The sequence below is a fragment of the Chlorobiota bacterium genome, from assembly GCA_016700335.1.
Taxonomy (GTDB): Bacteria; Bacteroidota; Ignavibacteria; order OLB7; family OLB7.
In genome coordinates this window covers 924,429-947,927 of the sequence record CP065014.1, presented here as the reverse complement: position 1 = coordinate 947,927, position 23,499 = coordinate 924,429, and the positions used below count along the sequence as shown (strand labels likewise).

The window sequence follows — 23,499 nt, the reverse complement described above, 5'->3', positions numbered from 1 at the left end:
TTATTTTTTATTTTTTAAAATGGTTAAAAAAATCTATAAATCTGAAAATCGAGGTGTTGCATCACATGGGTGGTTAAATTCAAGATTTTCTTTCAGTTTTGCTGGATGGTATAATCCTGAATTAATTCATTTTGGAATGCTCAGGGTTCTCAATGATGATATTATAAGTCCTGGAATGGGCTTTGGTATGCATCCTCACGAAAATATGGAAATTATAACAATCGTATTATCTGGTGAGCTAGAGCATAAAGATACTATGGGGAATGGCTCTGTAATTAAAGTTGGAGATGTTCAAATAATGAGTGCTGGGATTGGTCTTGAACATAGTGAATTTAATCCATCACTTACTGAGGAAACAAAACTTTTACAACTTTGGATTTTCCCAAAAGAACGTAATATAAATCCAAGATATGGTCAAAGAACTTTTAAGTTAACTGATAATAAAAACGTGTTCATACCAGTTGTTTCACATAATCTACAAAATGAATCACTTTGGATAAATCAAAAAGCAACAATTTCACTGGTAGAATTTGATAATTTAATGGCTGTTAATTATATAGTTAATGATTCTGGAAATGGTGCCTATATTTTTGTTATTGATGGTTATTTTAATATTGAAAATGAAATAGTAAATAAACGTGATGCTATTGGAATTTATGACATCGATAATATTAATATAGAACCTAAATCAATAGGTAAATTGCTTATTATTGATATTCCAATGAATTAAAAATTGAATTTTTGATTTTCTTTTTATTAATAATTTTATATTTTAAATCAATTCATTATATAAGATAAAATTTGATTAGTTGAAATATTCCTTTTTATATAATTCTCTAAATGATTTTACTTACAATACGTCCAATTGTCTTATTTTCGCCAATTATTTTTTGAAAGATAAAAAAGTAATTCCAATTTCCTGTTTAATATATGTTTCCACAATTTCCAGATAGAATAGACTATACAGAAATAGAGAAAGAAGTTCTAGACTTTTGGTGTAAATCAGATATTTTTGATAGATCTGTTTCAACACGAAATGAAGATAACTTATGGACTTTTTATGAGGGACCACCAACTGCGAATGGTAGTCCAGGTATACATCATGTTCTTTCTAGAGCTATAAAAGATGCATTTTGTAGATATAAAACAATGAAGGGCTTTAGAGTCAATAGAAGAGCAGGTTGGGACACTCACGGATTACCTGTTGAGATTGCATTAGAGAAACAACTTGGGCTCAAACAAAAGAGTGAAATAGAAACTAAGGTCGGAATAGGTAACTTTAATAAGTTGGCTAAGGATCTGGTTTATGACAATATTTATAGAGATAAAGGTTGGAGAGAATTAACTGAAAGAATGGGATATTGGGTGAATTTTGAGAATGCTTATATCACTTGTACAAATAATTATATAGAATCTGTTTGGTGGTCTTTATCAGAATTTTTCAAGAAAGATCTGATTTATAAAGGATTTAGAATTACACCACAATGTCCACATTGTGAAACACCGTTATCAAGCCATGAGTTAGCTCAAGGTTATAAAGATGTAAGAGATCCATCTTTGTATGTTAAAATGAAAGTTAAGAGTAATGAGAAAATTATTTTCCCAGAAAATACTTTCTTTCTTGTTTGGACAACTACTCCGTGGACTTTAATATCGAATGTAGCTGTTTGTTTGGGTTCAGAAATTAATTATAAATTAGTATTAGATAAAGTAACTAATCAACATTATATTTTAGCAGATTCAAGATTACAAATTCTTGATCCAGAAAATAAATGGGAAATAGTTAATGATTACAAAGGGTCTGAATTAGAATTTGTTGAGTATGAAAGATTATTTGATTATTTACCTATAGATAAAAAATGTTTCTTTGCTACTTTAGGAGATTTTGTATCAACTACTGATGGAACTGGAATTGTTCATATTGCTCCAGCATTTGGTGTAGATGATTATGAGATTTCAAAAAAGTATGATTTAAGCGTTATAAATGGAGTAACACCTGGTGGTAAATTTATTGACTTGGTAACAGATTTTGCAGGTAGATCTGTAAAGAAAATTGAATTTGATGGAAACATATTTGAAGGGAGTGATAAAGACATTATTATTGCTTTAAAGAATCGTGACTTAGTATTCAAATCTTCTAATGATTACTTACATAGTTACCCTCATTGTTGGAGATGTAATAATCCTATAATTTATTATGCTCGAGATTCTTGGTATATAAAAGCTACTTCTTTTTCAAAAGAATTAGTTGAAAATAATGATAAAATGATTAAATGGCAACCTCCAGAAATTGGTGCTGGTAGATTTGGTAATTGGTTAAAAGAAGTTAAAGATTGGTCACTTTCAAGGGATAGATATTGGGGTACACCACTTCCAATTTGGGTTTCTGAAGATAATCCTAATGATATGTTTTGTGTAGGTTCAATTGAGGAATTATTAACTGGTAGTTTTGAAAAAGAAGATGGTTCTGTTGTTAAAGCAATTGATGTTAAAGATGAATTAGATTTACATAAGCCTTTTGTTGATAATATCTTTTTTATAAAAAATGGTATAACTTATAGGAGAACACCTGAGCTAATAGATGTATGGTATGATTCTGGATCAATGCCATTTGCTCAATGGCATTACCCATTTGAGAATGTTGATAAATTCAAATCTAATTTTCCTGCTGATTTTATTGCTGAAGGAGTTGATCAAACTAGAGGATGGTTTTATACATTACATGCAATTGCAACCCCTTTGTTTGGTTGTTCTGCAACAAAGAATATTCTTGTTAATGATTTAGTTTTAGATGATAAAGGGCAAAAAATGTCTAAGTCTAAAGGTAATATTTTAAATCCATTTACTTTAATAGATAAATATGGTGCAGATGCAGTAAGATGGTATATGATTACAAGTTCTCCTCCTTGGAAACCTATGATTTTCTCTGAAAATGATTTATCTAAAACAGTATTATCAGATTTTTTCAGGGCATTAACAAACACTTATAATTTCTTTGTTTTATACGCAAATATAGATGGCTTCAATTATGATCAAGAAAAAATTCCTGTAAAAGATAGAGCAGAACTTGACAGATGGATTATTTCTTCCATGAATTCTATGATCAAAAATTATACTGAGTTTATGGAAGATTATGACCCAACAAAAGCAATGCGATTAGTTTCTGAATTTGCAATTGAAAACTTATCAAACTGGTATGTTAGGCGTAATAGAAGACGATTTTGGAAAAGTGAAATGTCTGTAGATAAAGTTTCAGCATATCAAACTTTATATGAATGTTTGGTTTGTATTGTTAAATTAATGGCACCATTATCTCCTTTTATTTCTGATAAAATGTATAATATGTTAAATTCTACAACTAAATTAGAAGATATTGATTCTGTTCATTTGGCATATATTCCTGATTCCATAACATCTGATATAGATTTAGATTTAGAAAGAAGAATGAAAAGGGCTCAAAAATCAGTTGCTTTAGCTAGAGCACTTCGAGAAAAATCAAAGATTAAAGTAAGGCAACCTTTAAGTAAAATGCTAATTGCAGTTTCAAATGAAACAGAACGTAATGATTATAATTTAATTGAAGATATAATTAAGGAAGAGATAAATATTAAGGAAATATTGTATGTTGGAATAAATGAGCAATCTGATGTTGTTAAGAAAAGAGCAAAAGCTAATTTTAAAACTCTAGGACCTAAGTTTGGTAAGAGTATGAAAACTGTTGCTGATGCAATTGGAAATATGTCAACATTACAAATTTCTGAAATTATTTTAAATGGTAAAATTGAGTTAGCTTTTAATGGAGATTATTTTGAAATTGTAAAAGAAGATATTGATATTCTTCATGATGAAATACAAGGCTGGTTAATTGCATCTGAAGGGACTTTAACAGTAGCTTTAGATACTGAGCTAGATGAAGATCTTTTAAGCGAGGGGAATGCTAGAGAATTTGTTAATAGAATTCAGAATTTAAGAAAAGATTCTAAGTTTGAAGTTACTGACAGAATTAAGATTTTTTATTCAACAAATGAGCAAACTAAATCTTCTTTAATACGTCAGCGCGATTATATTTGTTCAGAAACACTTGCAATCGATTTAATAGACGATGAATCATCAAATTTTGAAATAGATATAAATGGAATAATTTGTAAAGTTAAGATAATGAAGGCAAATTAGATAATTATTTGTATTATATCCATATCAAAAGAATTTTTCTACAAAGATTTTTTTTTTAAATTTCAATTATTTCAACAAGATTTTAGGTTTTTAAACAATTTTTCAAGAAACTATCATGGCAGCAAAAAAAATTTCAATGAAAACACCAGCTTTAAAATTGTCACAACCAAAAAGTGATACATCAAAGAAGAAAATAAAAGTAGCTCTAATTAAAAATATTGTTAAATCTGAAAAGTCAACTAAAATTGTTAATAATAATGACAAAGTATTAACAAAATCTAATAAAGAGAAAGTTAACGAAAAGAAAACTATTGTTGGTAAAAATTCAAAACCAGTAATCGTTAAAAAAGTTATACCAATTGATAAAAATTCAAAAGAATTATTAAAAGAATCATCATTAAAAAAAATAAATAATAGTGATAGTTTAGATTCAATTTATGATCAAAAAAAGAAGAAACAACCTGTAATTATTCATACAATAGTTCCTAAGAAAAAAACTGGAAATATTAACTTAAATAAATCTAAAAAAGAAATCAAAGAGACAACTAAAAAAAATTCGAATAATACTAATTTGTTAAAGGCTGCCAAAGAAGCTTTATTGAAAGTACCAAGGGAGATGTTTACTGTGGCAACTGCTACTGATTCCAATGAACCTTTTTCAAAAATTGAATTAGAAAAATTTAAAAAAATTGTTACTTCTATGAAAGATGATGCTAAAGAAGAATTGGAGATGTTAGAACAACAATTAATAATGATGGCAGATGGTGAGGGTATGGATGAGAGCTCATATTCAACACATTTAACTGAACAAGCTAGTGATGCTGTTGAGCGGGAAAAAGCTTATCTTCAATCTCAAAGAACTTCAGATTATATAAATAAGTTAGATGATGCAATTGTTAGAATTGATCATGGAACTTTTGGAATTTGCAGAATGTGCGGATTAAAATTAGATTCTAAAAGGATGATGGCAGTTCCAGTTACTCAAGTTTGTACCACTTTTAAGAATACAAGTAAACCTTGTTATCCTGGTAAAATATTTACTGAGATTTTGAATCCAATTGTTTATGAAGAATACGTAAGTTCTGATGTTCCAGAAGATGAGGATGAAGATGATTCTTAATTTATTTTCTATAATCAAATTTTAAATCCTATAATTCTAGCTAATAAATATTAAATGAGGAAGTATTTTATAATTTCACTTTCGATTGTAATTCTTGATCAGATAACTAAAATTTTAGTAAAAACTCAAATGTCTTTAAATGAAACTCATCAGTTAGTTGGTGATTTTCTTAGATTAACATTTGTTGAAAATCCTGGTATGGCATTTGGAATAAATTTAGGAGTTCCAGTAATTTTAAGTGTTTTTAGTTTAATTGCTAGTATTTTTATTATTTATTTGCTAAATAAAAGTAAAAAACAATTAAGTGCTTCCCCTTGGTTCAAATTGTCTTTAGCTTTAATTCTTGGAGGTGCAATTGGAAATTTTATTGATAGAACTTTTTATGGATTAATTTTTAATTATGCTCCTTTATGTTATGGAAAAGTTGTTGATTTTGTTGATGTAGATATTCCAGATATTAATATTTTTAATTTTTCTATTAATAGATTTTATGTTTTTAATGTAGCTGATTCTGGTGTATCAATTGGAATGTTTTTATTGCTAATATTTTATCCCAAAACAGAAGTGATTGATCCTAAAATTGAATCTATCATAGATAATCTTGAAATTGAGAACAAAAACATAACACCATCAGAAATTTCTAATAAAAATATTTAATACTTAATTTTTAAACTTATATTTTAAATCACTTTGAATAAAATAATTTGTCTCTTTTTAGCTTCTTTAACAATTATATCATGTAGCAATAAAGAAAGTGCAAAGGAAGATTCACAGAATCAAGAACCAAATTTAGTTGATACTTCAACTATTATAAATTCTACTAAAAGTACTGATACTGTACGAAAAGATTCATCAATTGTAAAACAAACTCCAGAACAGCAAACATCGTCACCAAAGGTCATTCCTCCAGTTCCAGCTAAAGTAGATGTTCCATCAAATTCTCCAGGGGCATTAAATGCATATATAATTGAATATACAAAAAAAGTGAATGAATTTATTTCACTTGCAACTAGAGCATCTAAAGGAGATACAATTGCTATGGGTAAATATGCAAATGTTTATAGAGAAATTTTACCAATTCAAACAAAAATTGAATCAATACAAATGAGTATGGGTGAATCAAAAAGGTATGAAATGATGAAAAAGAGATTCTTAAATGTTGCCGAAAATATGAAATAGTAATTTTTAATTGATAATTGATAATTTTTTTGAAGCGAAAGTTCTTAATATGAGTTTTCGCTTTTTATTTTATTTAAAAAGCATTCAACTAAATCAAACTATATTTATTTTATGAAAATAATCAATGTATTTAATAATCACGAAAAAATTAGAATTACAAAAAAAAAAATCATTGATTTATTAAATTTTACATTCAAGGGAGAACATAAAAATAATTATAATGTGAATGTAATATTTGTATGTGATTTAGAGCTTTTAGATATTAATAAGATATATCTTAACCATAATTATTTAACTGATGTAATAACTTTTAATTTGAATCAAAGTGATTCAAATAAATCTAAAATTAATAATTCTGATTTGATTGAAGGTGAAATCTACATTAGTGTTGATCGAGCAAAAGAGCAATCTAAAATTTTCAATGTAAAATTTTATAATGAAGTATATAGGTTGGCAATTCATGGAGCTCTTCATTTATGCGGATATGAAGACAATACAGATGTAAAAAGATTAAGTATGACAAATTTGGAAAATCATTATTTGACAAATTTATAAATTTATATATATAGTGAAATAATCTGATTAATATTTCATTTTTTTACATTTAATATATTTTTCAATAATTGAATTAATTCTAAAATTTTTGGAATTCGTATTGAAACAATTTGTTAACATTTAATTATATTTAATGTTATTCCAACTTTATATATTTGAATTGTAAAAATAAACTTGAGAATTGAAATCAAGTTTTTTTCTTAAAATGAATTTATATTAAGTAATATCAAGATAATCATTTAATTATGAAACTGTTTAACAGATTAAGTATTCAAACAATTTTACATACTGTAATTGCCACAGTATTAATTTTCGGATACGTTACAATTACAAAAGGTCAAACTTTAGAGCTTAGAAGACCCTTTGAAAGGTTTGAAACTGGTAAAATCCATATTGGAGGTGACTTACTTGGTCCTGTTCGCAGTCAGCTTGATTCTAGTGCTAGAATTAACATTGCATTACCAAATGCACTTGCAGATTTTAATGGAATAGTATCAATAGATGTATGGCAATTTAGAGCTGGTTTAAGAGTTAGCTCTTTCACTAAAGGTTTATCTCCATTCATTTTTTGGAATCCAGTTATAGATAGTGTTTTTGGTGGAGATGGTTCAAGGTGGGGTGGTACTTTAGGTTGGGAGAATATTTTTACTCAAAATGATGATTATGATCCTCGTAAAATTCTTCAACCAGATAATAGTATTTATGACCCACGTAACTCTTTCTCTTTAATGGTATCTTATTGGTTTGGTAGTGATATGACTGATCAAGAGAAAGCAGATTTATTACGAAAAGCATATCCAGTTGTTGCAGATTCTTTAGATATGTTAGATCAAAAAAATAATACCCTAGGTAGTTTTGATAATTGGGTTAATATGCTATCAAAAGCTGATACTAATTATATGGGCAGAGGCGTTGTAGATACAAATAATTATCGTACACCACCATACGATACTAATACTTATGTTCGAGGACCAATGCCAGTTGGTATTATGGAACCTGAAAAAGTATATTATACTGATAGAAATGGATTTAGTGCACTAGTTGGTTTAGGTACTGGTAAGTATGCTGGTTCGGGTCCAATTTCAAAATTTTTAAATTTTGTAAAAGTTGAGACTGATTCAACTGATTTAAAAAAGTTTGGTATTAACCCAATGGCAGCAATTAGATATAGATATAATGACTTTATTGGACAAATTGATGTTGCAGGTGAAGATTTAAATGCTGGTATTTTATATAGAGGATTGCGAGATTTTGATTTTGAGGCTGGAGCAAAATATCTTGAACATTTATTTCCAAAAAAATCTGATGGTTCTGGTACTCGAGAAGGTATTAATCAACCAGAGTTTTTCTTAGGTATCAAATTTGCACCTCCTTTTACTGACACTTACACTTTATATGAGATTGGTGATAAATTGTTTTCTGCTGACGCTGATACTGATGGAGATGGACTTACAGATGTAGCAGAAATGAGAGTAACAGGTACTGATCCAAGAAATCCAGATACTGATGGTGATGGTGTTCCAGATGGTTTGGAAGTTCTAAGATATCGCTCTAATCCCCTAAACCCTGATACTGATGGTGACGGATTGACTGATGGACAGGAACTATTAAGTAGAGGGTGCCCAACTGACCCTTTACGTCCTGATACTGATGGTGATGGAATGAATGATGGAGAAGAGGTTCTTGGAAGACCAACCGTTCCAGGAGAGCGTGGCAAATAACATTTAAAATCTAGATTATAGTTTAAAACTCCTGTTAATTCAAACAGGAGTTTTTTTATTTAATTAGTAAATTTATTAACTAAGAAGTTATATTTATTTTTTTAATAAACCTAACTATTGTATGTTTGTTGAACAATGATAAAATTACATTTATGTTTGAATATTTAATCGAACTTGAAATTATAATTGAAAATTAGTGAAGATAATTTATTTAACAATATATTTTTTTTTAGCACTTAGTAAGTCTATCTATTCACAAGATAATAATTCAAGAATTGAATGGAAGATTGGGTCAAGACCATCTGAAATTTCATTAAATCAATTTGTTCATTTTATATCAAAAATTAAATTAGATTTTCCTCAACAATATTCTCATCCATATATCCAAAACGGTTGGAATTTTTGCAAAGATACTTTGTTCACCGAAGCGTTAATACAATTTAATATGGGTTTTAATAGCAAGAATTCTAATGTTGATTTGCTTTGGGGGAAAGGTTTAGCATTTGCAGGTTTGAAAAATTATGATTCATCATTAACTTACCTTTGGTCAGCTTACAACTTAAATGTTGATAACATTTATTTGATCATGTCAATTGGAAATATTTATGAACAAATGGATTTAGAGTCAAAAGATTTTGGTAAATCCAAATATTTAGATTCTGCTTTAGAGGTTTACAAAAATGCATTTTTGTTGTATCCAAAATATGATTACCTCTTTTATTGTTGGGGTAGAGCATTATCTGCAAAGGGTGATTTCAGTGAATCAATTAATAAGTTTAATTATGCAAAGATTTTAGGATACAAAGTTGAAAATGATGTTATAATGCGTTTCGCAGATGCAGGTAAAAAGTTTTTAGAAGCTAGTATTATTGCAGAATTAAGTGGATTTAACTCTAGGTTAGACCTATTAATTTATATCAATGTTGAAGAACAAAATATGTTTGTAAGTAGGAATAATTCCATTGTAAAGGCATTTAGAGTTAGTACTGGAAAAACTGGTTCGGAATATGGTGCAAAAATGGGAACAAATCAAACGCCATTAGGCATTCATAAAATTGTAGATAAAATTGGAGATGGTGCAGAATTTGGTTCTATTTTTAAATCAAGAAGAAACACCGGAAGAATTGCACCAATTGTTAAAGATAGTGCAGGCTTATTAAGTAAATTACATGATTATGTTTTAACTAGAGTTTTTATTATTGATGGTCTTGAAGATGGTATTAATAAAGGTAGGGATATGAATGGTAAATTAGTAGATTCAAAAGCAAGGTGCATTTATATTCATGGTACTAATAATGAGTTAATGCTTGGAACGCCTGTAAGTTATGGATGTATTAGAATGTTTAATGATGATGCTATAGAACTCTTTAATTTAGTTCCAATAGGTACTTATGTGATAATAGAGTAAATTTATTGGATTTACGATATTTTGTATTAAATTTTATGAAAAAGTAGTTCCCTATAAATTATTTTCTAACACTCCCTTCCTCGTAACTCCAAAACAACAAATCAAGCTCCTGCATACTAAGCCCTACATTATTTGCTAAATTCCGAAACTTTTCCTCTATTTCTAAATATTTTTTTTTAGTTAAATTTTTTGGTAATTCATTTATAACCCCACAATTTAAAAGATGTTTTAAAATATGTCTATCAATTATTGAAAGTTTATGAAATCCTATATTTCTCAAAAAATGAGATGATTCTTTCCAACTCATACCTAATACATTATCAATTAACCAAGCCCTTTTATCAAATTCATTTATTTTGTTTGAACTAATAATTTCATCAATTATATTCCATTTTTCTTTTATAATCAAAAGCCGATTTGTTTTTACATTATGAAATCTAATATAATTTTCTGGATCTCTTAGAATTGAATTAACATCAATCTCTTTATACTTAAATCCATTATTTTTCAATTTGTAAATAGCTAATTCAGCATTTACCGCTTTAGTTTGTGGAGTTAAAATGCAATAACATAATTCATAAAAATACTCTTCTTTTGGAACTTTTTTAAACTCTAAAATTCTATTTTTAATATCAACACCTAACTTATTGAAATGATCAATATAATTCTGAGATAATTTAAACTGCTCCATATTTTTTATAATAATTATATAATAAATATAAAATAATAATCCTGTTTGAAATAATTTCAAACAGGATTTTAAATTAACGTATAAATGTTTTTTAAATCTTAATAACCGAACAACTCCTCTAAACTCACTTCTTTAAGATTTCCCTGTTTTTTTAAAGCATCTAAATTTAATTTTGTTTTATCGCCAACAACACACATTGAATATGTTTTGGAAGCAAACTCTTCTTTATGGAAGTTTGCAACATCTTCAAAATTTAATTTATCTATATTATTATAAACATCCTTTTTCAAATCATAATCTAGTCCTAATTTTCTATCAGCTAAATAACTAAAGAAAATATCTGTTTTGGTTGTTCTATTAGTTTCAATAGAATTCTTTATACCCATTTTAGCTTGTTCAATTCCTTGCTCACTTTTAGGTAAAATATTTAACAATTCATTCATTCCAATAATTGCCTCAGGTAATTTATCAGCTTGTGTGCCAACATAAGCTCTTACATAACAATACTCACCTTTTTTTGATGGGTTTGAATAACCTGACCAAGTTGAATATGCAAGTGCTTTTGATTCTCTAATTGTTTGAAAAACTACTGAAGACATATCTCCTCCAAAATATTGATTGAACAACTCTTGTACAGTATAATTTTTTGGATCAAAGACTCTTCCTTTTCTAATCCAATTAATTTCTGCTTGAACCATTTTATCATAATTTGCTAAGTAAACTGAATTTGAATTCATATCTAGTCTATCATATTTTATTTGGACAGGATAATCTTTTGGAGCAATAACTAATTTATGATTTGCATTTAAATCTTTAGAAATATCTTTTAAAGAAGATGGACCATAGTACATTACTTCATGCTTAAAATCACATATAGATTTAATTAAAGCGACCATATTCTCTGCCTTTAATCCTTTCAATTGTGCCTCTGAAAGTCTGTCTGTGGTTGGATTTTTAGGTCCGTAAATTGCATATGAAACTAGTGCACTACCAATTGCTTGTTTACTCTTTTTTGCATCAAGTCTATTTTTTAAAGTTTGAGCTATTAATTGATCTAACGCTTTTTGATCTGGTTTAGCATTTGCTAAAAAATTTTCAAACAATTTTAAGGCATCAGAAAAATTCTCTTGTAATCCATTTAATGAAACATATACTTGATCTTCAGTGGCTGAAATACCAAATTCACAACCTAGTTTGAAAAACTCTTTTGCTAATTGATCAGCTGTATACTTATCTGTTCCTAAATATTTAAGATAGTCTAATGCAATTGGAAGTTCCTTTATATTTCTTCTTCCCATTTCAAATAGATAATACAAAGAGAATAATTTATTATCTGAATTATTTAAATATAATAAAGAAGTACCATTTTTTAATTTACTGAAATTAATATCCTTTTTATAATCAACAAATAATGGTTTTAAAGCAGGAGAATTTGTTTCTAGTATTGATTTAGTAAAAGGTGAAACATCTTCTCTGTTAACTGATATAGCTGTTATTGCAGGTTTTTCAACTTTCTGAACGTTTTGATCAGCACCTTGCCTTTTATATAGTATAACGTAATCATTTGTATAGAATCTATTTGCAAAATCTACAACATCTTTTTTAGTAAACTTTGATAATCTAGAAATTAAATTTACATTCCCTTCCCAAGGAGTACCCATTGTAAAGCAATCTAATATCTCGTACGCTCTTCCAGCATTTGTTTCATATTGTTTTAATTTATCGACATTTAAATTTTTCAAAGTAGCTTTCAAATATTCTTCATCAAATTCTCCTTTTTTAACTTTATCTATTTGTTCTAAAATTAAATCTTTTAAATCTTCAAGTTTCTGACCTCCTTTAGGAGTGCCTGTAAAAACATGAACAGAATAGTCCTTACTAATGTTAGGGCTACTCCCCGCTGATTGTGCTTTTTGAGCTTTAGTAATATTCAGATCAAGGAATCCAGCTCCTTTATAAGCTAATAATAAATCTGTTAATGTAAGTAAGTCCACATCCTTAGTCCCAGCTCCTGAACTTCTCCAACCCATCATTAAATTAGCAGGTGTTTGTCCTGAGATTTCAATTACTTCAGGTGAAGTTCTTGGTATTTCTGGTTTAAAAGAGAAAACAGGAATTGGTTTAGGTTGCATGTAACTAAACTTAGCCTCAATAAGTTTAAATGCTTTATCTGGATCAAAGTCTCCAACTAAAATAACAGCCATATTATTAGGAACATAGTAAGTTTTGTAAAATTTAACAATTTCATTTAGAGATGGTTTTTTTAAATGTTCAATTGTACCAATGGTAGTTTGAGTTCCATAAGGATGATTTTTATACATTGCAGCACCAAAAGCTTCATATTTTTTTCTATCATCATTATCCATTCCAATATTTTTTTCTTCATACACAGCTTCAAGCTCTGTATGGAATAATCTCAATACAGGGTTTCTCCATCTTTCTGCTTCGATATTAAGCCAAGTTTCTAATTGGTTAGATGGAATATCATTCACATAGCTTGTTTGCTCAACTGAAGTAAAAGCATTTGTTCCTTGAGCACCTATAAACCCAACCATTTTATCATATTCGCTAGCAATTGCATATTTAGACGCTTCATTTGAAACAGAATCGATTAGTTTATATATCAGTTTTCTTTCATCAGGGTTTGTGGTAGCTCCATACTTTTCATAAAGTGAAAATATTTGGTCTAACAATGGTTTTTCTTTACTCCAATCTTTTGTACCATATTTATCAGTACCTTTAAAGCACATATGTTCTAAATAATGAGCTAAACCAGTATGAGTTGAAGGGTCATTTTTACTACCAGCATTTGTAGTAATAAATGTCTGAATTCTTGGCTCTTTTTTGTTAACAGACAACATAACTGTTAAACCATTTTTTAGCTTATAAATCCTTAATTTAAGCGGATCCCCAACGATAGATTGATAATTTTGAGCACTTAAAATGTTTATTAATAACATAGTAAAAGCCATAAAAAGAGTAACTTTTTTCATAAAAAAAGGTATATGATTAATTTAAAAGAAGAATATAATTTTTAAAGCGACAAAATTAAGCAATTAAGCAACAATTTTTTTTTAATAATTATTTTATCAAACTTATTCAATATTTTTAGCAATTTAATTTTACTATGAGTTTTAAAAATTTATAATAAAAAAAAATACAGTTATAAAGCTGTATTTCAATAATTACATTATTTAAAATTGAAACCAAATATACTATTTAGAAATAACGGTTAATTTACCCAAAATTGTTTCATCTCCCGAAATTGAAGAGCCTACAACAATATAAATTCCAGTTTTAACATAAACTCCATTACTATTTTTACCATCCCAAGAAGCAACAGAACCACCAGGCGAAACAAACTCTTTTATTAGCCCTCCTGATAAAGTTAAGATTTTAACAATTGCTAAGCTTGGTAATCCTTGAATTGTTACCCTGTCATTATCTGGAATAATAAAAGGGTTTGGATTGAAAGTTAGCTCAGAAATTGCATCACTTTTAACAGCATCAGTCTTAATTCTATTCATTCCATTATCAGTGCCAACAAATACATCACCACTTTTTTCATCGCATAATACAGAAATTACTTTATCACTAACTAATGGAGAATTTTCACTTGAAAATTGTTTTATAACTTCAGATCCATCTGCATTTATAATATAAAGACCTTTATCAGTTCCTACCCATTTTCTATTTAAAACATCTATTGAAATACTTCTAATAGTTACATCATTTAATGGTCTGAAATTTTGGAACCTCGGTTGTGATTTATCCATTACCGTTGAAGTTGGATTATATAATGCAGTTAATCCTTTGCTTGTACCAATCCATAAAATACCATCTTTATCTGATACAAGATATTTAATTGTGTTATCAATCAAGCCATCAAAAGTGGTAATTCTACCAGTGATATCATCACTTGGATCATATGGAGTATTATTATCATTAAAATAAACAAGACCACGAGCATCGCCAGTTTCATCGCTACCAAGCCATTTTGTATTGCTTTGATCAATTGTAATCCACCTAAAATCACCGTTTAAACCGATTGGTGTAATAGCAGAAATACAAACAGAGTCATTTTTATCTTTAGAAAAAAGTATTGAACCTGAGTTTGTTCCAGGAGAATAAGATACAAACCAAGTCCTTCCTTTTGAGTCAGTTACTGTTTGTGCACCTACTTCATAACTACCACCAGTACCAACTCCCCTCATTGGAGTGTTAGTTTTATCATATATTTTATATTTAAATGAGTCTGATTTTGGTTCTATATTTATAAAACCTTTGCCATAAATGCCACACCAAATACTATTATCTACACCACCTCCTATGTTCCATATATCATTTGCAGGAATATTATTATTTATATCAACTCTGAATTGTGTCCATACTCCATTTCGTAACAACGAGAATCCATCACCAAATCCTCTGCCACCATGAATTGTCCATAAATCTCCATTACTAGATTTTACAAAACCACTAAATAAATTTGATGTTGGAGTGTTTGGTGAAATCTGAATTGTATTTTGATTTGAAATATTAAATGATGAAAATCCTTTTCTTTTTAACCCTACAAATATTCCACCACTTTCATTTACAAATAGAGTTTGTAAAATATCTGTTGCTCCACCAATACTTATTAAGCCATTCGAAGACATTTCAAACAACTCAAAGACAGGGAAAACGTAACTAAATCCTATATACAGTCTATTTTGATTTTTAAAAAATAAAGCTTTTTCACTTCGATTATTTTGTACTGTGTCGAAACTTAACTTATCATTTAATAAACAAACACCACTTCTTGTTCCTACTATAATTTTTCCATTATATTCATTAATAGAATAAACTGTATCACTTAAAATGCCACTATTTAATTTATTTAATGTAATCCATGAAGTTGGAGATGCTAGGTTCAATAATGATTTATCTGCAAAAACGATACCTGCATTTGTTGCTAAATAAATTTTATCATTTGAAAAATAAATCTCATTGACAGCAGTATTTCTGGGAATTGAACCAAGGAATCTATAAGAATCAATGAAAGCATTTTTAGTAATATCATATACTCCTACTCCAAAACCAGTTAAAACGTATGCTTTACCATCATTAAAACCAAATCCATTTATTGATCTATCTGGATATTCAGTTGATAAATAAATTTCAGTTGAATAAATCCAACTTCCATCTTTTTTAAGGATACTCATTTTACCATCTGAACTACCAGTAAAAATATTTCCTGATTTTTTGTCAACTCCAACAGATGTAACATTTAATGCTATTAACCCATCTTCAAGTTTATACAATTTAAAACTATCTTGTTTAGGAAAATATTTTAACAAACCACCTGTTGTTCCAATCCAAAAATTTCCATCATTATCAACTGAAATATCTTGAGCATTATTTACCCCACTGATTGTCTCCCATTTATAATTATTAATTTGAGAATATGAAACTTTAAAGAAACATATACATAGAAAAAATATTAAAGGAATTTTTTTTATACAACTAATCATATCTATTTGGGATTTCAGGATTTGTAAATTAATTAGAATTCAAATGAATGAAGTTTTATTAAATTATTTTAAATTGTTGTTGTGTTGATTTAAATAAATCAGTACAAAATTAACATATTGTTAAGCAAAATATACTTCAAAAATTTAACCCTCTAATATTTTAGATTTTAAAATGAGCATTTCAGAAACTGCTTGAGCGGCTTCATAACCTTTATTTGATACATTATCATTACTTCTTAAAACTGCCTGATCATATGTATCAACTGTTAACAAACCAAACCCAATAGGAATGTCATATTTCAACATTGTATTCATTATTCCTGATGATGTTTCGTTAGAAACAAATTCAAAATGAGGAGTATCACCTCTAATTATACATCCTAAAGCAACAATACCGTCGTATTTTTTGCTTTCACACAAAAATTGACAAGTTAAAGGTAATTCAAATGCTCCAGAACATTTAACAATAAATATTGAATCCATTCCTACATTATATTTACTAAAAAATGTCAAAGATCCATTTAATAAATTTGAAGTAATAATCTCATTCCAATTACTTACCACAATTGCAAATTTAAAATTTTTTATGTTTAAATTCTCTTGAGCTAATTTATTCTGCTTCATTTTGTTTAAGTTATTTTTGTTGGCAAATTTATTAAACTTGATTTTAAAACTATGAAAGTAATTTTTATGGGGACTCCAGATTTTGCTGTTCCATCTTTGAAAACTATTATTGATAAAGGTCATGATGTAGTTTTAGTAGTTACTTCCCCTGATAAAACTAAAGGTCGTGGACTAAAAATTTCATCATCAGCTATTAAGAATTTTGCTTTAGAAAATAATTTAGAAGTCTCAACTCCTAATAAATTAAATGATGAAAACTTTATTAATCTGATTAAAGAATTACAACCTGATGTAATTTGTGTTGTTGCATTTAAAATTCTACCTGAATCTATTTTTAATATCCCAAAACTAGGATCTTTCAATTTGCATGGATCATTACTTCCAAAATATAGAGGAGCTGCCCCTATAAATCATGCAATTATAAACGGTGAATCTCAAACAGGTGTAACTACCTTTTTCTTAAAGAAAAATGTTGATACTGGTGATATTATTTTAAGTGATACCATACAAATTACTGAAAATATGACTGCTGGAGAATTACATGATAAAATGAAATATTTTGGAGCAAATATTGTAGGTGATACTTTAGATTTAATTAGCAACAACAAAGTAAATTTAGTAAAACAAAACGATGTAAAATCATCTCCTGCTCCAAAAATATTTCGTGAAAATTGTTTAATCAAATTTGATTTAATATGTGAAGATTTACATAATTTCATTAGAGGACTTTCTCCATATCCTGGAGCATACTTTACATATAATTCAAAACCACTGAAAATTATAAAGACTTTAAAAACAGATAGAAAGTGTTTGAATGGAGAGTTAAAACTGATAGATGGAAAATTGCTTTTAGGGTCATTAACAGATGCTCTTGAGGTTTTAGAATTACAACCTGAGGGAAAGAAAATTATGAATGCAAATGATTTTATTAATGGAAGATTTATTAACTAAATGAGTTAATAAATTATTAAAAAGGTGATAAATAAAATTACCACCTTTTAATGAATAAGTTAGTTTTTAATAAGTGTTTTATTGTATTTAATATGTCCAGATGAGTATTCAGCAACCTGTATTGTATTTAATTGAATACCTGAGATTCTTGCAGTAAATTTCCAATCTACACCATCAGTCATTCTAAAAACACATGTCAACTTTGTACCATCTATAGAATAAATTACTGGTACATTTAAGGCTTGTCTTGTTGATAATCCAGTATATAAACTTACTGTGTTCCCCTTACTTGAAAATACTGCTCTTGTAATCCAAACTGCATTTGCTGGAATACTTAAAAACTCATGATTTTTTACTCGAGATATTATTGTTAAGAGTGTGTCAGCTTTAGCTTTATTAACTGTTAACTTAGATTTGTTTGAAGCAAAAATTCCATTTGTTACTATTGTTGTTAATACAAGTATCGATAAAATTAGTTTTTTCATTTTGATATTATTTTTATTTTACAATTAAATTTTTTTGATTCTATCATTTTAAATTATTGATTACATTACTACTAGTTTCATCTTAATAAAAAAAATTAGGTGAATGATATTCTCAACCAAACACCTAAATATTATAGTTTTGTTATCTGTTTACTACTGCGTTTACTGACTCTCCTGTTATTACTTTCATATTATCTTTTAAATTTGAATCATCATTCCCAGTGTTTGAATCATTTAATATATCTGGATCGTATGTTATTTCTGCTTTGATACTTGGTGGGAATTCTGGTGAATACCAATCCATATCAAATGTGAATACTTTTACTTCATTTACTGCTAAATTTACAAATTTAAAATCTGTTAAGCTTCTTACAATTGTTCCTTCAACAAGCGTAAGCAATACTCCTTGTTGATTCTCATTGCTTGTATATTTAGCTCCGCCAATGTTCTTTAATGTAACACTTACTCTTATCCTTTTTTTATAACTTGGGGTTGTTGATATTGAAGAGATCTTTGTTACTGATACATTTAATACAGTTGGATTTGGTTTATTTCTATTTAATTCTATTATTACATTTCCATCTCTTGGTATTGCTCCATTTGGTATTTTTTTAAATTGAGCGTTGCTTTTGTTTGTTGTTGTTGCAATAAATACTATTGCTAAAATTGTTAATACTAATTTGATTGTTTTCATTTTGATTTTCTTGTTTAATTGTTTATTTATTTTTTTTGTTGTATTTGTTATACTTTTAATTTACTCTTTCTGCGTTTCAATTTTGGTTTCTTTTCGTTGCACTTATTATTTATTCTGTTTCATTTATTGTTCTTAATAACTTGTGTTAAATTTACTCTTTCTGCGTTTCAATTTTGGTTTCTTTTCGTTGCACTTATTATTTATTCTGTTTCATTTATTGTTCTTAATAACTTGTGTTAAATTTACTCTTTCTGCGTTTCAATTTTGATTTCTTTTCGTTGCACTTATTATTTATTCTGTTTCATTTATTGTTCTTAATAACTTGTGTTAAATTTACTCTTTCTGCGTTTCAATTTTGGTTTCTTTTCGTTGCACTTATTATTTATTCTGTTTCATTTATTGTTCTTAATAACTTGTGTTCAATTTACTCTTTCTGCGTTTCAATTTTGATTACTTTTCGTTGCAATAACTTATAAATATTTTATATTTGGTTATTGACTAAAATTTCAAATCAACTAAAGACATCATGTTATAATTTAATTTCTTTAAATTATTTCATAAAATAAAAATTTGTTAATTATACTTTTTAATAGTTACATGATAAAATTAATTAAGTCAGTTAACTTCAAAACCATTATTAATTTTAAAAACCAATTATTATGAAAAAACTTTTATCAGTTATATTTCTTCTTTTTATAGCTTCTCAATATTATTCTTATTCTCAATTAATTCCAGATTCTGTAATCTCACTCAACACTCATCTAGATAACAATTACTGGATTAAAGATAAAAAAGATGTTTACTTGTATTTAGATTTACAAGCATTAAAAATTGAACTTGGGAAAAAAAGAGCACCAATGAATATTTCAATTGTGTTAGATCATAGTGGCTCTATGAGTGGTGATAAAATGAAGTTTGCAATTGAAGCTTGTAAATTTATAGTCAACAATTTATCTGAAGAAGATTATTTATCTGTTATTAAATATGATGATAAAGTTGAAGTTGTTTGCAAGTCTGCACTTGTGAGTAAAAAAAATGAAATTTACAATTTAATTTCTCAAATATCTCCCGATGGAGGAACTAACTTAAGTGGAGGGTTGTTAGAAGGATATGTTCAAGCTAAAAGTACATATGATAGAAACAGAATTAATAGAGTTTTATTGATTACTGATGGATTAGCAAATGCTGGTATTACAGATTCAACTAAATTAAATCAAATTGTACGTAATAAAAATTTAGAAGATGGAATCACACTTTCTACATTTGGAGTAGGGAGCGGATTTAATGAGAGATTGTTGACTGCTATGGCTGAGAGTGGAAATGGAAATTATTATTTTATTGATAAAGCTGATAGAATCAATTCGATTTTTGCAAAAGAGTTAAATGGTTTGGTTAGTGTTATTGCAAACAATACAAAAGTATCTGTAAATTATCCAAGTTTTTACTTGTCCCCTTCCACTTCTTTCGGTTTTAAATTTGATTTGAAAAATAATCAAGTAAATTTTGATTTAAAAGATGTAGCTTCTCAAGAGCAAAAATCTATGTTAATAAAATTTTCAATACAAAATCAACTTACTGAAAATATTATTTTCAACACTGTTTTAGAATATGATAATGCAATTAGTAAAATTCATTTTACAACTTTAACAAACGATACTTTAATTCCAACTTTAGACAAACCAAAATTTGATTTAGCATTTAATGAAGACGCCATTGCCAACATTGCTATGTTTGAAACAAATGTTATCACAGAAAATGCCATGGATGATTTAGACTCAAGAAGTTATGATAAATGTCAAGCAAAACTTGGCAGTGCTCGTGCTATATTAGTTGAATCTAAGAAGAGATCTCCAAACAATAAAGAGATAGACAAACAAATTAAAATTGTTGATGAATATGATAGACAAGTTGAAAAAGCTAAAAACATGAAAGACGAAGAATTAAATGTAATGCAAAAAGCATATAGAAGTACTAATTATGAAATTAAAAAGAAAAAGTAAAATCATTATTTGTGAATAATTATCTTAAAAGGAAACTCAATTATTTTGAGTTTCCTTTTTTTAAATTGAAATTGATTAAAAAAATCCTTTCCTTAATCAATCATTAATAATAATTTTGCGATTTGCTATGAACGATTTCTCAATGACATATCCCGCTTTATATCACTCTAGTGATTTTAATAAAAATGATGTTGTAGTTTTATCAACTGAAGAAAGCAGACATGCTAAAGCATTCAGATTTAGAATTGATGATAAAATCATTCTTATAAATGGGAAAGGTGCTAAAGCAAATTCAATTGTAAAAGATATTTCTAAAAAAGGTGTTTATGAAATATTTATTCAGGATATTTTATTTGAAAAGGAGTTCCATAAACCTTATATTGTCCTTGTAATTTCTCCTTTAACTAGTAAATCTAGAATTGATTGGTGTATTGAAAAAGCTACAGAATTAGGAGCAAGAGAAATATTACCAATAATTTGTGATAGAACTGAAGGAAGGTTTGATGTAAACAGATCTAAAAGAATTGCACTTTCAGCAATTAAGCAGTGTAAAAGAGTCTATTTGCCAGTTATTAATGAGCCAATTAAATTCAATTCTTTTATAGAATCTAATAATAATTTTGATAAAATTTTTGTTTGTTATGAAAGTTCAAATCCTAATAATAATCTAATTGATAATTATAATAAAATAAAAGATTTGAATATCAAATTAGCAATTGTAATAGGACCAGAAGGTGGCTTTTCAAGTAAGGAGATTGATTTAGTAAAATCAAACAATATAGATATTATATCATTAGGTAAAACTATTTTACGTGCTGAAACAGCATCAATTGCTGCTCTCGGAATTATTTCTATAAATTCGTAACTTAAGTCCTGTTTATTTTTTATTGATGATAAAAGTTAAATAATTTTCTATTAATTAAAATGGATTCAAAAAAACAAAATCTAATTGAAGTAAAAAATCTTCAAAAATATTTTCCAATTAAAAAAGGACTTTTTTCTAAAACTGTTGGGAATGTCAAAGCCGTTGATGATTTATCTTTTAATATATTTAAAGGTGAAACATTAGGTTTAGTTGGTGAATCTGGATGTGGTAAAACTACTGTAGGTAGATCAATTCTAAGGCTTATTGAGCCTTCAGCTGGAAGTATAATTTTTAATGGTGTTGACATTACAAATCTTGCATCTAATAAAATGCGTGATTTAAGAAGAAAGATGCAAATTATTTTTCAAGATCCATATTCATCATTAAACCCAAGAATTACAATCGGAGGGATGTTAGCTGAAATCATTAAATTCCATAAACTTAGAAATACTGAAGGTGAAATAAATGACAGAATTAGTGAGCTTCTAACAACTGTTGGTTTGCAACCAGAATATGCAAGGCGTTATCCTCATGAGTTTAGCGGTGGTCAAAGGCAAAGAATTGGAATTGCAAGAGCATTATCTGTTGAACCAGAATTTATTGTTTGCGATGAACCTGTCTCTGCTTTAGATGTTTCCATTCAATCGCAAGTAATAAATTTATTAGATGATTTACAAGATAAGTTTAATTTAACTTATTTATTTATATCGCATGGTTTATCTGTTGTTCAGCATATTTCTGATAGAGTAGCTGTTATGTATCTTGGTAAAATAGTTGAGATTGCTGATGTGAATGATTTGTATCGGAATCCTAAACATCCATATACTCAAGCATTATTATCTGCTGCACCAGTGCCTGACCCAAGAAATAAAAGCAAAAGAATTCCACTTGAAGGTGATGTACCATCCCCTTCTAATGTACCACCTGGTTGTCATTTCCATCCAAGATGTAAAGACCGTTTACCTGAATGTTCTTCTATTGTTCCTGTATTAGCTGACGATGGAGGTGGACATGAAGTGAAATGTTTGTTGTTTATTCAATGCAGACCTGTAGAAATCAGTCTTTCAAACATATCTTAAAATTCTTAACTCTTCTTAATTTAATATCTTTTTTTTTGAAATTTAAATTTAAAATATTCATTACTGTTTCTTTTTTTCTATTTGTGATTGCAACAACAAATAGAAATTTATTTTCTCAAAGCAGAATTGATTCTCTTGGATACAAACAAGGTTTTTTAAATTCTTTAGAACCGAGCATTCCAAATCCAGTTACATCTACTGCAAAAATATTTTATACATTATCAAAAGAATCAAAAATTGATTTAAAAATTTATGATATGTTCTACAAAGAAGTATATAATATTTTTACTGGCAATCAAAAAAGTGGGAGGTTTGAATTTGTTTTAAACATTGAAAAATCTTTTACAAGTGGCATGTATATAATGATGTTAAAGACTGATGAAGAGGTAATTACTCAAAGAATTGTTGTTATTAAATAGTTAAAAAAATGAAATTTCATAC

Annotated in this window: 19 protein-coding genes; 13 read left to right on the top strand and 6 right to left on the bottom strand. The window is 27.7% G+C overall.

All coding sequences use genetic code 11. The features are described 5' to 3' along the window. Positions 1 to 19: 19 nt before the first annotated feature. The 8 genes from IPP08_03950 (at position 20) to IPP08_03915 (ending at position 10,156) form a co-directional block, all read left to right on the top strand. Positions 20 to 730 carry a pirin family protein gene (locus tag IPP08_03950; protein QQS67328.1) on the top strand — a complete coding sequence of 237 codons (711 nt, stop codon included), beginning with the start codon at positions 20 to 22 and terminating at the stop codon, positions 728 to 730. 200 nt (positions 731 to 930) lie between these two features. After that, complete coding sequence (locus IPP08_03945) at positions 931 to 4,173, top strand: isoleucine--tRNA ligase (protein ID QQS67327.1); 3,243 nt, start codon at positions 931 to 933, stop codon at positions 4,171 to 4,173. Between the two features lie 115 nt (positions 4,174 to 4,288). Then, positions 4,289 to 5,293, top strand: a complete 1,005-nt coding sequence (locus IPP08_03940; protein ID QQS67326.1) for a hypothetical protein — start codon at positions 4,289 to 4,291, stop codon at positions 5,291 to 5,293. Positions 5,294 to 5,347: 54 nt separating this feature from the next. Next, a complete protein-coding gene (locus tag IPP08_03935) occupies positions 5,348 to 5,950 on the top strand; it encodes a signal peptidase II (GenBank protein ID QQS67325.1) in 603 nt (200 codons plus the stop codon). A gap of 33 nt (positions 5,951 to 5,983) precedes the next feature. Continuing rightward, positions 5,984 to 6,472, top strand: a complete 489-nt coding sequence (locus IPP08_03930; protein QQS67324.1) for a hypothetical protein — start codon at positions 5,984 to 5,986, stop codon at positions 6,470 to 6,472. A gap of 111 nt (positions 6,473 to 6,583) precedes the next feature. After that, on the top strand, positions 6,584 to 7,027 hold the full coding sequence (gene ybeY / locus IPP08_03925; protein QQS67323.1) for an rRNA maturation RNase YbeY: 444 nt from the start codon (positions 6,584 to 6,586) through the stop codon (positions 7,025 to 7,027). A gap of 245 nt (positions 7,028 to 7,272) precedes the next feature. Next, the gene (locus IPP08_03920; GenBank protein ID QQS67322.1) at positions 7,273 to 8,748 is read left to right on the top strand and encodes a hypothetical protein; all 1,476 of its coding nucleotides are present in this window, start codon (positions 7,273 to 7,275) and stop codon (positions 8,746 to 8,748) included. Positions 8,749 to 8,944: 196 nt separating this feature from the next. Then, the gene (locus tag IPP08_03915; protein QQS67321.1) at positions 8,945 to 10,156 is read left to right on the top strand and encodes a L,D-transpeptidase; all 1,212 of its coding nucleotides are present in this window, start codon (positions 8,945 to 8,947) and stop codon (positions 10,154 to 10,156) included. 58 nt (positions 10,157 to 10,214) lie between these two features. On the opposite strand, the gene IPP08_03910 is transcribed toward IPP08_03915, so the two are convergent. The 4 genes from IPP08_03910 to IPP08_03895 all read right to left on the bottom strand — a co-directional run bounded on the left by IPP08_03910 (position 10,215) and on the right by IPP08_03895 (position 16,984). Beyond that, positions 10,215 to 10,847 (bottom strand): DNA lyase, encoded by a 633-nt coding sequence (locus IPP08_03910; GenBank protein QQS67320.1) that lies wholly within the window; start codon positions 10,845 to 10,847, stop codon positions 10,215 to 10,217. Positions 10,848 to 10,945: 98 nt separating this feature from the next. Next, positions 10,946 to 13,840: an insulinase family protein gene (locus IPP08_03905; protein ID QQS67319.1), complete on the bottom strand. Its 2,895-nt coding sequence runs from the start codon at positions 13,838 to 13,840 to the stop codon at positions 10,946 to 10,948. 222 nt (positions 13,841 to 14,062) lie between these two features. Continuing rightward, entirely contained in the window at positions 14,063 to 16,360 is a 2,298-nt protein-coding gene (locus IPP08_03900; GenBank protein ID QQS67318.1) for a hypothetical protein, read from the bottom strand. 144 nt (positions 16,361 to 16,504) lie between these two features. Further along, a complete protein-coding gene (locus IPP08_03895; protein QQS67317.1) occupies positions 16,505 to 16,984 on the bottom strand; it encodes a 6,7-dimethyl-8-ribityllumazine synthase in 480 nt (159 codons plus the stop codon). 51 nt (positions 16,985 to 17,035) lie between these two features. Between IPP08_03895 and IPP08_03890 the strand changes: the two genes are divergently transcribed. Beyond that, positions 17,036 to 17,935, top strand: a complete 900-nt coding sequence (locus tag IPP08_03890; protein ID QQS67316.1) for a methionyl-tRNA formyltransferase — start codon at positions 17,036 to 17,038, stop codon at positions 17,933 to 17,935. Between the two features lie 59 nt (positions 17,936 to 17,994). On the opposite strand, the gene IPP08_03885 is transcribed toward IPP08_03890, so the two are convergent. Both IPP08_03885 and IPP08_03880 read right to left on the bottom strand, forming a co-directional pair. Further along, positions 17,995 to 18,420, bottom strand: coding sequence for a hypothetical protein (locus IPP08_03885; GenBank protein QQS67315.1), 426 nt, complete (start codon positions 18,418 to 18,420; stop codon positions 17,995 to 17,997). Between the two features lie 142 nt (positions 18,421 to 18,562). Then, positions 18,563 to 19,114 (bottom strand): hypothetical protein, encoded by a 552-nt coding sequence (locus IPP08_03880; protein ID QQS67314.1) that lies wholly within the window; start codon positions 19,112 to 19,114, stop codon positions 18,563 to 18,565. Positions 19,115 to 19,773: 659 nt separating this feature from the next. Between IPP08_03880 and IPP08_03875 the strand changes: the two genes are divergently transcribed. The 4 genes from IPP08_03875 (at position 19,774) to IPP08_03860 (ending at position 23,477) form a co-directional block, all read left to right on the top strand. Continuing rightward, positions 19,774 to 21,114: a VWA domain-containing protein gene (locus tag IPP08_03875; GenBank protein QQS67313.1), complete on the top strand. Its 1,341-nt coding sequence runs from the start codon at positions 19,774 to 19,776 to the stop codon at positions 21,112 to 21,114. A gap of 127 nt (positions 21,115 to 21,241) precedes the next feature. Beyond that, positions 21,242 to 21,979 (top strand): 16S rRNA (uracil(1498)-N(3))-methyltransferase, encoded by a 738-nt coding sequence (locus tag IPP08_03870; protein QQS67312.1) that lies wholly within the window; start codon positions 21,242 to 21,244, stop codon positions 21,977 to 21,979. Between the two features lie 59 nt (positions 21,980 to 22,038). Then, positions 22,039 to 23,058 carry an ATP-binding cassette domain-containing protein gene (locus IPP08_03865; protein ID QQS67311.1) on the top strand — a complete coding sequence of 340 codons (1,020 nt, stop codon included), beginning with the start codon at positions 22,039 to 22,041 and terminating at the stop codon, positions 23,056 to 23,058. Between the two features lie 83 nt (positions 23,059 to 23,141). Further along, complete coding sequence (locus IPP08_03860; GenBank protein QQS67310.1) at positions 23,142 to 23,477, top strand: T9SS type A sorting domain-containing protein; 336 nt, start codon at positions 23,142 to 23,144, stop codon at positions 23,475 to 23,477. Positions 23,478 to 23,499 lie beyond the last annotated feature (22 nt).

What these genes read in the sequence shown, in the direction of transcription:
- IPP08_03950 (QQS67328.1), top strand. Translation starts at nt 20, where the DNA reads ATGGTTAAAAAAATCTATAAATCTGAAAATCGAGGTGTTGCATCACAT.
- IPP08_03945 (QQS67327.1), top strand. Translation starts at nt 931, where the DNA reads ATGTTTCCACAATTTCCAGATAGAATAGACTATACAGAAATAGAGAAA.
- IPP08_03940 (QQS67326.1), top strand. Translation starts at nt 4,289, where the DNA reads ATGGCAGCAAAAAAAATTTCAATGAAAACACCAGCTTTAAAATTGTCA.
- IPP08_03935 (QQS67325.1), top strand. Translation starts at nt 5,348, where the DNA reads ATGAGGAAGTATTTTATAATTTCACTTTCGATTGTAATTCTTGATCAG.
- ybeY (QQS67323.1), top strand. Translation starts at nt 6,584, where the DNA reads ATGAAAATAATCAATGTATTTAATAATCACGAAAAAATTAGAATTACA.
- IPP08_03920 (QQS67322.1), top strand. Translation starts at nt 7,273, where the DNA reads ATGAAACTGTTTAACAGATTAAGTATTCAAACAATTTTACATACTGTA.
- IPP08_03910 (QQS67320.1), bottom strand. Translation starts at nt 10,847, where the DNA reads ATGGAGCAGTTTAAATTATCTCAGAATTATATTGATCATTTCAATAAG.
- IPP08_03905 (QQS67319.1), bottom strand. Translation starts at nt 13,840, where the DNA reads ATGAAAAAAGTTACTCTTTTTATGGCTTTTACTATGTTATTAATAAAC.
- IPP08_03900 (QQS67318.1), bottom strand. Translation starts at nt 16,360, where the DNA reads ATGATTAGTTGTATAAAAAAAATTCCTTTAATATTTTTTCTATGTATA.
- IPP08_03895 (QQS67317.1), bottom strand. Translation starts at nt 16,984, where the DNA reads ATGAAGCAGAATAAATTAGCTCAAGAGAATTTAAACATAAAAAATTTT.
- IPP08_03890 (QQS67316.1), top strand. Translation starts at nt 17,036, where the DNA reads ATGAAAGTAATTTTTATGGGGACTCCAGATTTTGCTGTTCCATCTTTG.
- IPP08_03885 (QQS67315.1), bottom strand. Translation starts at nt 18,420, where the DNA reads ATGAAAAAACTAATTTTATCGATACTTGTATTAACAACAATAGTAACA.
- IPP08_03880 (QQS67314.1), bottom strand. Translation starts at nt 19,114, where the DNA reads ATGAAAACAATCAAATTAGTATTAACAATTTTAGCAATAGTATTTATT.
- IPP08_03875 (QQS67313.1), top strand. Translation starts at nt 19,774, where the DNA reads ATGAAAAAACTTTTATCAGTTATATTTCTTCTTTTTATAGCTTCTCAA.
- IPP08_03870 (QQS67312.1), top strand. Translation starts at nt 21,242, where the DNA reads ATGAACGATTTCTCAATGACATATCCCGCTTTATATCACTCTAGTGAT.
- IPP08_03865 (QQS67311.1), top strand. Translation starts at nt 22,039, where the DNA reads ATGGATTCAAAAAAACAAAATCTAATTGAAGTAAAAAATCTTCAAAAA.